Here is a 13,156-nt window from a genome sequence, read left to right on the forward strand (position 1 = left end):
TACTGTGGATACGAAGAAAGGCAATAGGAAAAGAGACAGAATAGGACTGTTCGGAAATACAATAAGGCTATCAGCTGACTTCCTTATTGCGTTGGCAGATACAATAAGGATGCTGGCTGACAGAATAAAGATATCCACCACCAGAAATAGACTATTTTTTCCTTCAAAAAGGCTAAAACAGAGCTTTTTCTCTATGTTTTGGCACACAAAAGAGGTGGTGAACGCACAAATATTTAGGAGATAGAGCTAAGACCATCCTGTTTTTTATTTCTTTAACACCTATTTTCTCTCTTGCTATTGTAAACTATTTACGCATTAAAGAGAAAATATTTTGAGGTTATACAGATCGAAAAACACCCCAAACATACTTTTTAACGCTCCTTTATTTTCCTCTGAAAAACAAGTTTCCGCTATCATTATGTAAGTTTTTACCCCAAATTATTTTGTAACTCTAAACACTTTTCTATACTTTTGCGAAAACAGACCAAAATAAATCATCAAGCTATGGACAAGAATTTAGCGCTTAATCCGAATCGCGTAGTAAGTTTCTTGGGCAAAGATCCAAAGGAGTTTACGTTCGACGACATGATCACCTTTGTAGAAGAAAACGAAATTAAGATGATCAACTTCATGTATCCTGCTCAAGACGGACGTGTGAAGACCCTCAATTTCGTTATTAACTCGCGCGCATATCTCGAAACAATCCTAACGGAGGGCGAGCGCGTTGATGGTTCGAGCCTCTTCCCAGCCTTTGTTGAAGCAGGCAGCAGCGACCTTTATGTGATGCCGCGTTTCCGCACAGCTTTCGTTGATCCGTTCTCCGAAATCCCTACACTCTGCCTCCTTTGCTCTTTCTTCGACAAGGATGGCGAACCTTTCGATGCTGATCCGAGCCAGTTGCTGACGCGTGCCAATCGCGCTCTCCATGCTTCGACGGGACTGGATTTTGAAGCCATGGGCGAATTGGAATACTACGTTGTAGCACCAGAAAATCCCCTCTACCCCGCAGTGGATCAACATAACTATCACGAAAGTGAACCTTTTGCAAAGCTCAACGAGTTTAGGAAAGAGTGTATGATGGGTATTGCGCAAACTGGTGGACAAATCAAATATGGACATAGCGAAGTGGGAAACTTCACGCTCAACGGGAAGGTGTACGAACAAAACGAGGTGGAATTTCTGCCCTGCTCTGTCGACACCGCTGCCGACCAGTTACTACTGGCCAAGTGGGTCATCCGCAAACTGGCCTTTGAGTATGAACTCGACGTGACCTTTGCACCCAAAATCATCGTGGGCGAAGCGGGTAGCGGACTTCACATCCACATGCGCCTGATGAAGGATGGTGTCAACGCCACGCTTGGAGCCGACCGACAACTGAGCCGCGAAGCACGCCGCGCTATAGCGGGCTTGATGAAGCTGGCACCAGCCATCACGGCCTTTGGCAACAAAAACCCAACGTCCTACTTCCGCCTTGTGCCACATCAGGAAGCTCCCACCAACGTGTGCTGGGGAGATTGCAACCGCTCTGCACTCGTCCGCGTTCCGCTGGGCTGGACAAGCGGCAAGGATATGTGTGCAGTTCTCAACAACGAAGCACCGCGCAAGGACTTCCATCCTGAACTGAAACAAACCTTTGAGATGCGGTCGCCCGATGCTTCGGCCGATATTTATCAGCTCATGGCTGGACTCTGCGTGGCTTGCCGCATCGGATTGGAAATGCCTGAAGAGGAGGCTCTCAAAATCACGGCGGAGAAATACGTGGATATGGACATCCACAAGAGTGAAAACACAGAGCGTTTGGCAGCTCTCGATGCCTTACCCACTTGCTGCTCCGAATCGGCCAACTGCTTGGAAGAGCAACGCAAGGTGTTTGAACAAGCTGACGTTTTCCGTCCGCGCATGATTGATGGCATTTTGCAACAACTCCGCAGCTTCAACGATGCCCACTTACATGAGCAGGCAGACGCCGATAAGGGGTTGATGGAAAGTTTGGTGAAGCAGTATTTCTACTGTGGATGATGCACTGAGGAAATAATTTTGCATGATTTTAGTGGTAGAGTAACAAATGTGGCCAAAGACTTGGTGAGCATCTTGTAACTTTGCCACAAAATCATTTATACAATAAAAATTATGTTCCCAGATAATAAAGATTTTGAGACATGGTCCACACGTGAGTTAATCAATTACGTACTCGAATACCACCACCCCATTGGTCGCCGCCGCGGTCATGTTCTTCGCAACCAAGCGCGCACAACGCTCGAAGCTGCTGGCGCACAACGCCACATTGTGGAAAAAATCGTAGAGCAATTGGAAATTTCTATTCCCGACCTCGATAGCCATTTCGACCGCGAAGAAGCTGTTCTCTTTCCCTATCTGATTGAACTCTGCACGGCAGAAGAGAACAAACAGCGCATTGAGGCGTTCCACTGCGGTACGATTCTCAACCCGATCCATGTGATGATGAACGAACATGCTATGGAGCAGGATCGTTATAGTTTTCTGGAGAAACTAACAGATAATTTCACCGCACCAGCGGAAGCTACCGAGGAGTATCGCAACCTGCTGGCTGATTTGAAAACCTTTGTAACGGATCTGCGTGAGCACATCCGTTTGGAGAACGACTTCGTTTTCCCACAGGCTACTGAGTTAGAGGCACAATGGGCATAAATTCAGTGGGATATTTACACTGAAAAATCCTCATAGCATTTAGTATTGTTGGTAATGTTAGAAGTCCGTCAACGCTCTCAAAAGGGAGAGCGAAGCGGACTTCTAACTTATTTATTGTTTAATCTAATGGTTTTATTCGGTGTGGACTTTCCAGCCCTCACGCCCTACTCTGCAGCAGGCAAACTATTTGTTCCAGAAATGCGCGTGATAGTGACATGAGCCGCAGAGAACTCTCGAGCTGTCATCGGATTGCGACGGAAACTGGACGCGGTGGAGAAGCCATAGGAGAGCAAGCCTCCTTTCTTCACCTGAACAATCATAGAGAACGGCATCCATGATGTTTTCATCAGATTCCCCTCTATACCTTGCGTGTTGGCATCTGGCGCTAAATCCGCAAGGATTCTGCTGTTCGCTTCGCTACTGATAAAAACTCCTGGCTCAAACTCCTGTGTCTTCACTAAACTGCTATCCAAGACGGCATAAAGCGTGATGCCTTGCCCGTCCACTCGACGCATACCTTGAATCTTGTAAACACCTGGCGAAACAGCAAGCGTTTTCTGGATTTCGAAGTCTAAATTTTTACCTTCATCAGCTTCCAAGTGAAGACCTTCAACCTCCGGACAATCTTCGGCATTGTCAGAATCGTAAAGTGGATCGTCGAAAGAATCAGAAGCCTCATCCGTACCGCTCAATCTAACTACTTTCCATCCTTCACTATCGAGATAGCGCCAGCTACTATTATCGAGGAAAACGCCATTGCGCGTATTCTCCTGATGATAAACGATGCGCTGCTTCTCATTGTATTTGTCGGCAAATTCTTTTGTGCGCATCACACCTGTAATGGTTGAGAATAGAGCCAAACCAAAGGCAATGACCCAAATGATCGTTAAGGTGGCTTTTGTAGCTATCGACATTGGCGCACTATCGGGCTTGCGAAACATTGTGCGTACGAGAGTAACAAGAGGAATAACTACGAGTATCAAACCTGAAAAGAGACCAATCCATATCCACCACTTCACATCGGGCATCTGGCTCTGAAATTCGCTCAACTCTTCAAACGGCCCTCCCCAACTGGCAGATCCTACACCAGCCATTGCGGCTGCACCAAAGGCTATCATAGAGATAAGAATCGTGAGAAGTATGCTACCAAGAACCAGAATAGCGAATCCCATCACCAGGAATAGGACGATTTTCACCATAATGCCCAGACAACCTGTGGCTTGAGATTGCACATTAGGATTCGTTACAAAATCTTGAGTGGCCTTTACGCCGCGCATCACTTCGTCCCGAATGGTGGAAGGATTCACGGGTTCGCCGCGCATCTGCAAGCGTTCCTCTGCTGTGCGCGCCTCAGGAACTAATGCCCACACCACTAAATAGATGAAACCAAGTGTGGACCATGTAAAAATAACAGCCAGCACGAAAAGAATACGCCAAGGCAGCGGGTCGGTTCCTCCAAAATATTTTGTAGCACCTGAAATAACACCACCGAGCATACGGTCTTCAGGGTCGCGGAAGAAGCGACGCGTAGTGCCTCCTCCATAGATAGGGGGCGGCATAGCACCAGGAGCAGTTTCTTCGCCTTCTTCTGCATCCTCCATCTCCTGCGGATCGCCAATGCGATTGATGATGCTCTCCACCTGCTCTATCGTGATGGCCTCCACGCCTTGTTCTTTGAGTTCGGCAAAAAGCTCAGCCACGCGGTGCTCTACATCATCGGCCACTTCCTCACCTCCTTCACGACGAGAAAAGTAGCTGCGGATATTTTTCTGGTACTTCTCCAACAATTCGTAAGCATCCTCATCAATATTGTAGAGCTGTCCGAAAAGATTGATCGTTATATTCTTTTTCATAAGTAAAGATGTTTGATTGTTAAACTTGATTTTGTTTGAGCAGATCTACTGTGCGTGTCAGTTGTGCCCACGCGCTGTTGAGTTCCTGCAAGGCTGCACGACCGTCCTCGGTAAGTTCATAGTACTTTCTGGGAGGCCCTTGTGTCGACTCCTGCCACTGATAAGAGAGAAGCCCATCCTTTTTCAAGCGAGAAAGCAATGGGTAGAGCGTTCCCTCTACAACAATCAGCTCTGCCTCCTTCAACTGCGCGATGATGTCCGTCGCGTAAGAAGCTTGTCGGCTCAGGAGCAAGAGAACGCAGTATTCCAGCATCCCTTTCCGCATCTGCGATTTCGCGTTGTCTGTATTCATAAGCTCATAAGTTTATATTACCAACTTGTTTGTACTGCAAAGATATTGACTTTTATAAATACCTTGCAATACAAAGTACTTGAAATGTTTGTTTTTTAAGTTTTTTTAGAATTAAAATAGGTTATACAAAAACACAGCATCAATCTTGGTAGCTACAAACAGAATACAGAGTGAAGAAAGGTGTTAATGCATTTCAAAATCATATAAATAAACGAATGAAAGAGTATAACATGCCATTTTTTTGTATTTTTACACCGAATATTATTCAAGGCATGAACATTTTATAGCTGTCATTCCTCCATTTTACCCTAATGAAGTCAAGAACAACCATAAAACTCATTTATGCATGGACATTAGTTATAATGTACATGGCTGCCGTTGTTCTTAAAAGTTTCCACTATCACGACACAACTTATTATAACGTCAAGGCAAAGGTTTCAACTAATCATGAAGTCTCTGTAAAGCCGATTTGCTACTTGTGTGACTACATCATGCACGTGTCCACAGTTGTCGAACCAACTGTATTTATGGCCATTATAGCGGTAAGTTGGGTCGTGAAAATTGTTTTCACAGAACAGACAGTTTATCGAACTGTAGCATCAATCAATAGTCATTCTCCTCCAATAGTTGGCTGATTAACTCCTCACCACATATAGGGAGAAGTGTGTATTTACGCGTACACACAGAGCCTTATACCAACCGACATAACAATAAAAAAACAGAAAATCTTAATTGTGCACTGACCCGTGCACACAAGACCTCGTTTTCAGGATTTTACTGGTTTTTTCGTGCGAGTGAATCACAAAAAACCAACTATTGAATTTATTATCAGATTATGATGCTCAATTTTAAATTAGGTAGGCATCAGTTGACAGGCGTTTTGTGCGTATGTCTGTGCTGGTGTACACCCTCAGAAGCACAGAAGAGGCCTTCCTATAAACTTGTTCACGACTCCATAAGCCTACATGAAGCCGTGGTTTCAGGCCGCCGTCAAGTGACGGGAGCAAACCAAGTGGGCAGTCAAATTAACCAGATTACAATCTCAGAAGCCATGGGACGATCTTTGGGAGCATTGCTCGAAGGCGTCAGTGGTATGAGTTCTATCCAGACTGGAACAATCGTTTCGAAACCCGTCATACATGGAATGTATGGCAACCGTATTCTCATGGTAAGCAATGGTGCCCGACTAACCGGTCAACAATGGGGGGCAGATCATGCGCCCGAAGTAGATAAGAATAACTACAGTAACATTGGTGTGGTGAAAGGAGCAGATGCTGTTAAATATGGTTCCGAGGCACTTGGTGGTATCATTCTCTTGCAACCAGCGCCCCTACCCTATGAAAATAGTGGCTTTCGTGGCATGGTTTCAACATTTTACGGCACAAATGGCAGGCGTTTTGGTGCGTCTGGTTATATAGAGAACAGTTTCAAATGGCGCGGAAACTGGGCGTGGCGACTACATCTACACAGCGAGAATGGTGGAGATAGAAGCACAGCCCATTATCTATTGAACAACACGGGAATGCGTGAAAATAGCCTCTCAATGACTCTTGGCTACAGCCACAAGCCATGGCGATTAGAAGCAGGCTACAGTCTATTTGCACAGAAACTTGGCGTTATGCAGAGTGCACAAATGGGCAATGAGCAGTTGCTCCAGGAGCGAATAAGACTGGGGCGACCAGTTGATTTCACTCCCTTCAGTCGGCATATTGGCTATCCTTTTCAAGAAATCACCCATCACACGGCTTTTTTCAAGGCTTTTTTCAATCATCAAGCTCTCGGCAATTTCTCCTTTCAGTCTACCTTTCAGCAAGATAACCGACGGGAGAATCGCATCCGACGCATGAACCATTCTAACATTCCTACTGTCAGCCTGCATCTAAAATCATTGCAGAATGCTCTTGTCTGGAACAAAGGTTATGGACGATGGCAGAGCGAAGCAGGAACCCAAATGCTTGTCACGGACAACCATAATGAGCGTGGGACTGGCGTCGTTCCCATCATTCCCAATTATACCGAAGTGGCTTTCGGGCTCTATGCATTGCAGAAACTCACAACCAATCGCTGGGGATTTGAGGTCGGAGCACGTTTCGACGGGCAACAGACTAAAGCCGATGGCTACGACTGGACAGGACAACGATATGGTGGAAAGCGTAATTTTACAAACTTTATTTATAGCCTTGGCGCTCATTATCACATCAACAGGCAATTAAAAGTGACATCACATTTCGGTGTAGCCTGGCGGGCGCCACACGTCTATGAACTTTATAGCAACGGTAATGAACTAAGCTCTGGCATCTTTGTCAAAGGTGATTCTACACTTCGTTCCGAACAGAGTTACAAATGGATTACTTCTCTGAAGTATGCCAATAAGTATTTCAACATTCAGCTTGACGGCTATCTCCAATGGATCAACAACTACATCTACGACCAGCCGACAGGCCGAAACATCACTGTTGTATCAGGTGCTTATCCTGTGTTTCAGTATAGGCAAACACGTGCTTTCTTTAAAGGTGTAGACTTAGATGCACACATCAGCCCGATTAGTTCGCTCGACTATCACCTTGTTTCGGCCATGATATGGGCATACGAAAAACCTTCTCATGCCTTTCTGCCCTACATTCCGAGTTTCCGTCTAACGCATTCGCTGACATGGGCGTTACCTTTCTATAAAGCTTGGTCGCCCAAAATTGGTATTAGCCACCGCTTTGTGGCCAAACAAACTCGCTTCAATCCCGCCACCGACCTCATTGCTTTCACGCCCGATGCCTATCATCTCGTAGGCTTTGAAGCAAGCTTTTCCGTGCCAATGAAAGAGGGAATGTCACTACGAATAAGCCTGATGGGCGACAACATTCTTAATCGCGAGTACAAGGAATACACCAATCGCAGCCGCTATTACGCCCATGACATGGGGCGTGATGTGCGCTGCATGATTACATGGAATTTCTAATAAAAACATAACACAATGAAGACAAAGAAATTTATAAACACTTTTGTGCTTTTCATAAGCATTGTTGCAACTAGCTTCTTCATGGCCTGCAACCCTGAAAATCCTGAAAATGAGAAAAAGAACAAGCTGCACGAAGATCCAGTCCGTGCGGTATTCATCCTGCAAGAAGGTACTCTCAATGATAATGCAGCCTTCGACAACACACCCAAAATGGCTAATTTCATTCCCGCGTCTACTTCTCCACAGGTGATTGAATGGCAGACAACGAAGGGTAAGGGCTGGCACGTAACAAGTAGTACCAAGGCCTTCCAGGTGAAGAACAGCATTGACTCTCCTTCTGCTGTCTATCTCCTAAAGATGGAATACTACAACGACAAGGGCGAAATGATGAACAATCAGTTCTTTACTCTCGGTCAGGACAAGATACATCAGCACTTCTTTTCGATGTTCAAATCAGTGAATTACAACGGAGGACTGAGTTCTGTCCGCGTCACGAACAAGGCAGAATTGCCCTACGACTACCGTTATGTTGATGAGCTGAACGGCACTTTCATCGGTGATACCAACCCGATGGGCTTCCAGGGACTCATCAAATTTGTGAAACCTGGGCAACGTTTTGAACTCTCCGTCGACCTGCTTCACGCTGCAGAAAGCAAATTCGGAGACGATGGAAAACCTTCTCCTTTCTATAATCCTTCCAGAAAACTGCTCAGCACAGGACTGTGGGACATCAACGTAAAACTGCCAATCGTGATTGATGGGCAGTCAGATGAAAGTGCAGAACTCGATCCTTCACTCTTCAGACCAGCCAAAGCTGTGATTGAAATCTACAACGGACACCTGCATGGACCACATGCTTTCCATCAGAACCCTACACCGAAAGAACTCAAATATATCGGGAAGAATTACAAACTCACCTATACCCTAAATGATGGAAAGTGGATAGCTGATACCGAAAATCCCTCAAGTGTGAACCTCATGGGAAGCAGCCAAGGCTATTATGTGTCGGCTTTCGTCATTCATTATTATGACAAATCAGGAAAGGACATCACTTCACAAATCGAAGAAAACGATGAGAACAAACACTATCAACACTTTTTCCTAGCCAAGAACATCCGTCCTTCTTATGGTGGAGAAAAAGAGAGTGACGATGAAAACTCCAGCAAGTTTTTCAAGTATATCTATTGCGATACAACACCATGGGACAAAACCAATAAGCACGACGGAGCCAAATTCACCGGTGAGGAAAATCCTATCGGCCAGAAAGGTTACTTCTGCTTTCTGCACACCCACAAGCAGTTCAATCTCGAAATACGCTTGATGCGTGCCCGCAATTCCAAATTTAATGCTGGTAAGGCAAGTGAATTCTGTGCTCCTTCTGCCAGTCAGTTACAGGATGAAGCATGGATGCCGACCCTCTCTATTCCGATGAATATCTATATGGACAGCGATGAACGAGAACTCGATAGCAGCGTTTTTGATAAGGACTTTGACAAGTTGAGCAACGATGCAAAGGACTATACACAGAAAGATCTGACATCAATTCGCTCGCTCATGGAAGCTTTCAGAGTGACTGAAATCAAGACTGCTGTCCTCGATTTCTGGTGGAATTTCCACGGTGACAGTAAGCACAGCGATGCTGGTTTCTGGTTTTAAGCGGAAACCCCATACTCTCTCTTCTCTTAAGGAGGAGAGTTAATAGCACAAGACATAAAGGTTCATCCCCGAATTGTACAGGTATTTATGAGTAAAGAAAAGTGCCAACACAATTCGAGGATGAATCATTAATCTTACGAAGAGATAAGGGGATGAGTAAAAGAAAGAGCAAAGATAGCAGAGCTAACAAAACTTTCCAAATCATACTATGCACACAGTAGATAAGACTTTTAGTTTTCTCGTAATAGATAACTATATTTACAATATAAAATTAAATCATAATGGATTTAGTAAATTTATGTGATAAGCTCAAAAAAGGAACAGTTTATCTCAAAGATGACTACGAGGATATAGTGTTAAGAATGGAAGCTATTGACAATTCTACACGTTGTTTTATCAAGCGTAGAGGACGCAAGGAAACAGAGGTAGATTCAAGAGAAAAAGATATTTTTGAGTCTAAGATGAATGGCAATGAAATAAGCAAAAAAGAATATGAAAAATTTCACTAAACTTCGAGAAAGAGCTATGCAGATTGCTGAAAAAGTACATAGAGATCAGGTTGATAAAGCAGGAAAACCGTACATCGGACACCCTATTAGAGTTGAACGAATGTGCTCCAGACAAGAAGACAGACTGGTTGCATTGCTCCATGACACAGTAGAAGATGGAGATATAACATCTGAATATTTACTCATGGCTGGTTTTCCACAAGAGGTAGTAGATGCAGTCCTATCAGTGTCGAGAAAGAGAGGCGAGGATTATTTGGATTTCATTCAGCGATGCAAAACTAATCCTATCGGGCGTAGAGTGAAGATTTGCGACTTAAGAGACAACATGGATATAACAAGGCTGAATGAATTAACAGAAAAGGATATAGAGCGATTGAAGAAATACCACAAATCATATAAGATTTTAAACGAATGATACTGTCCTAAAAAATAGAAGAGACGTATGTAAGACGGCTACCGTATTTTGGGGAATGGAAATTTAGGTAAAATGGCAAAGAAATATCAACATCATTTGCACCGCCGTCATTATGGATTTTTATTAAAAACCGTATCTATTTCCACATAATTTTACTTTTGTTTGTTATATTCGCAACATATTCTAAGAAGAAGAGTTATGACAGCAAGCATAAACTTACAACCTATTCACGATCTAATTGTGCAACACCCCGTTGCTTCAGTGTTCACAGTGGCAGTCTGTCTTGTCGTTATTGCTGCTGGGCTCTTGTTCTGTACATCCGTCATTAAGGATAAATAACTATTATTCCAGTCCTGTCCCCTTTTTTGCCATTCTATATATCGCAGTATTTTTTTCGCGGTCTGGAATGTCCTCACTGGCTTTTCCTTTTGTATCGTCCCATGTCGCTCTAAACTACAGCATTGGTGAGGCCATGCTTGGAGTTTCCAACTTAGCATCCCTCGCACGTGCTCCAATGCTTTTCAGACATTACCGTCCACGATGAGCAATGGTAGTAGAAAGAGTAAGTGAACAACAAGCAAAATTTGCATCTTCTCCTTCTAACAGAAAAAGGATACTCCCGTTTTGGAGTATCCTTTTATGATATTGTAGCGTCAGAATGGTTTAGTCTTCTTTAGCTTCTTCGTCCTTTTTTATTTCTGCCTTAGCTTGTTGACGGATTGCCTTGATTTTTTCGGTAATCTCGGTCAAATCTTCCTTTAGGCGAGCCACTTTCTTCTCGATGTCAGCAACAAGCGAATTGCCAGAAGATGATTTTGCACTAAAGAACGAAAGGTTTGTTTCATAGTTCTGAATCTCGGCCTTCTTAGCTTCGAATGCAGCTTGGAGACGTGCACGCTCACGATCGAGTTCGTTACCAACCTTCTCGCTTACCTTACGACGGAAATTGTCTACATGGCGGCGACGTGCTGAGACATGAAGTTGATCATAGAGCTTATCGCAGATAGCGCGGTACTGCTGGTAGATTTCCTCTTTCTTACGGAAAGGAACATGGCCTACCTCATTCCAACGTGCTTGCAAATCGCGCACCTTTTGCAATAGGTCATCGCCAGTTTCAGTGAGCAAGTTGGTAAGTTCAGCTATGATAGAGTTCTTCTTTTCGAGATTTGCTTCTTCTTCGCGGCGCTGGTCGCCAGTGGCTTCGTTCTTTTTGTCGAAGAAATAATTGCAAGCTTCGTTGAAGCGTTTCCAAATGGCCTCGCTCACCTTGTGGGGTACAGGACCAGATTCTTTCCATTGCTTTTGCAGTGCAATGAGTTTGTTAGTCGTAGCAGCCCAATCTGTACTCTCTTTGAGGGCTTCAGCAGCCTCTGCCAATTTGTTTTTCACTTCGATGTTGGCACTAAACTTCTCGCGCTGTGTCTTGAAGTGTTCGGCCTTACGCTGGAAGAAACGATCGCAGGCGGCGCGGAAACGTTCGAAGATTTGCGTATTGTCCTTTTTCGGAGTAAAACCAATAGTGCGCCATTCAGCTTGCACCTCCAGTACGCTCTTGGTGAGTTTGTCCCAGTCGGTGTTACCCTTCACATTATCAACGTCGATAGCTTCCACTTTTTCGCAGAGCGCGGTCTTGAGTTTGAGATTTTCTTCTTCCTTCTCTTTGAGTGCTGTGAAATGGTCTTGATGACGCTTGTTCACCACTGTTGAAGCCTCCTTGAATCTATTCCAAACTTCCTCGCGGTGCTCTTTATCAACAGGACCTACCTCGCGAAACTCTTGGTGGTATTGCTGGAGCTGATGGAAGGCAGAAATCACATCAGATTCTTCTGCTAATTTTTCCGCAGCCTCACAGAGGCGCAATTTTGCTTCGAGATTCTTTTTAAAGTCGTATTGGCGTGCTTCATAGTTGAGATGGAGCTGATCATAGAACTGCTCACAGTAGAGCTGATAAGTCTTCCACAACTCAGTAGCATTCTCAGCCGGAACCTGCTTAATCTCTTTCCATTCAGCTTGAAGCTGTTTTACTTTTTCATAGTTCTTGTCGGCCTCTTCAGGAGAAGCGGCAGCCGTTTTGATTTCCTCAATGATGGCTTGTTTGCGCTTAAGGTTTTCCTGTTTTTCAGCCTCCTCTTCAGCAGCCGATTTGGCGCGAAGTTCGCGAATCAGGTTGTATTCTGCCTTAAAGGTTTCTTCATCGGCATCGGGAGCTGGCTTGAAATCTTCAGCAGCACCGCCGTTTTTAACAAACTCCTCGCGAGCAGCCACAACTTCTGCGCTGTGATAGCGATAGTAAGCCTGCTTGAGGGCTTCGAGGTCGGGGCGACGGATGTTACCACCTTCTTGGGCTATTTCTTTCAGACGCTCCAAGACTTCTGCCTTAGTGGCGGGGGCGGGGCGTTCGGATTCAGCAACTTGGGCTTGCGCCTCAACAGCTTCTGCCGCTACGGGGGCAGTTTCCTTAGATTGAGCCTCTACAGACTCGTTCTTTACTTCTTCAGTAGTCTTGTTTTCGTCCATTGTAACAACGTATAAACAATTTAATGTGAGAGAGATGTAAATTTTCTTCCGATGTATATACTTTAACAAGGGGACATAGCATCGGACACTTCTTTTTTATCGTTGCAAAAAAAGTTATTTTTTATGTATTGGCAAAGTTTTTTCAAATCTTTTTGCCTTTTACGAGCCGAGGCAAGAAAAAAACGGACAGTTTTCATAAAAAAGGTGCAGAGACAGTTACACTTTCTGCTTGTT

At 44.5% G+C, this 13,156-nt stretch carries 9 protein-coding genes; 6 read left to right on the top strand and 3 right to left on the bottom strand.

Translation table 11 applies throughout. The features are described 5' to 3' along the window. Positions 1 to 504: 504 nt before the first annotated feature. Positions 505 to 2,019 carry a glutamine synthetase family protein gene (locus ACO4R2_RS00410; protein WP_484768753.1) on the top strand — a complete coding sequence of 505 codons (1,515 nt, stop codon included), beginning with the start codon at positions 505 to 507 and terminating at the stop codon, positions 2,017 to 2,019. Between the two features lie 111 nt (positions 2,020 to 2,130). Next, positions 2,131 to 2,667 carry a hemerythrin domain-containing protein gene (locus ACO4R2_RS00415; protein WP_484768754.1) on the top strand — a complete coding sequence of 179 codons (537 nt, stop codon included), beginning with the start codon at positions 2,131 to 2,133 and terminating at the stop codon, positions 2,665 to 2,667. 164 nt (positions 2,668 to 2,831) lie between these two features. Here ACO4R2_RS00415 and ACO4R2_RS00420 read toward each other — a convergent pair whose 3' ends face one another. After that, positions 2,832 to 4,520, bottom strand: coding sequence for a PspC domain-containing protein (locus ACO4R2_RS00420; RefSeq protein WP_484768755.1), 1,689 nt, complete (start codon positions 4,518 to 4,520; stop codon positions 2,832 to 2,834). A 19-nt stretch (positions 4,521 to 4,539) separates the two neighbouring features. Continuing rightward, positions 4,540 to 4,872 (bottom strand): PadR family transcriptional regulator, encoded by a 333-nt coding sequence (locus ACO4R2_RS00425; protein WP_311490226.1) that lies wholly within the window; start codon positions 4,870 to 4,872, stop codon positions 4,540 to 4,542. Between the two features lie 835 nt (positions 4,873 to 5,707). On the opposite strand from ACO4R2_RS00425, the gene ACO4R2_RS00430 reads away from it, so the two are divergent. The 4 genes from ACO4R2_RS00430 to ACO4R2_RS00445 all read left to right on the top strand — a co-directional run bounded on the left by ACO4R2_RS00430 (position 5,708) and on the right by ACO4R2_RS00445 (position 10,405). Next, positions 5,708 to 7,825, top strand: coding sequence for a TonB-dependent receptor (locus tag ACO4R2_RS00430; protein WP_484768756.1), 2,118 nt, complete (start codon positions 5,708 to 5,710; stop codon positions 7,823 to 7,825). Positions 7,826 to 7,840: 15 nt separating this feature from the next. Continuing rightward, complete coding sequence (locus ACO4R2_RS00435; protein WP_484768757.1) at positions 7,841 to 9,481, top strand: hypothetical protein; 1,641 nt, start codon at positions 7,841 to 7,843, stop codon at positions 9,479 to 9,481. Positions 9,482 to 9,762: 281 nt separating this feature from the next. Beyond that, positions 9,763 to 9,990 carry a hypothetical protein gene (locus ACO4R2_RS00440; protein WP_484768758.1) on the top strand — a complete coding sequence of 76 codons (228 nt, stop codon included), beginning with the start codon at positions 9,763 to 9,765 and terminating at the stop codon, positions 9,988 to 9,990. Then, positions 9,974 to 10,405: a phosphohydrolase gene (locus ACO4R2_RS00445; RefSeq protein WP_484768759.1), complete on the top strand. Its 432-nt coding sequence runs from the start codon at positions 9,974 to 9,976 to the stop codon at positions 10,403 to 10,405. The genes ACO4R2_RS00440 and ACO4R2_RS00445 overlap by 17 nt, the downstream gene beginning before the upstream one ends. A 663-nt stretch (positions 10,406 to 11,068) precedes the next feature. Here the strand turns inward: ACO4R2_RS00445 and ACO4R2_RS00450 are convergent. After that, positions 11,069 to 12,922 (bottom strand): DUF349 domain-containing protein, encoded by a 1,854-nt coding sequence (locus tag ACO4R2_RS00450; protein WP_484768760.1) that lies wholly within the window; start codon positions 12,920 to 12,922, stop codon positions 11,069 to 11,071. Positions 12,923 to 13,156 lie beyond the last annotated feature (234 nt).

It is taken from the genome of Alloprevotella sp. (assembly GCF_057240785.1).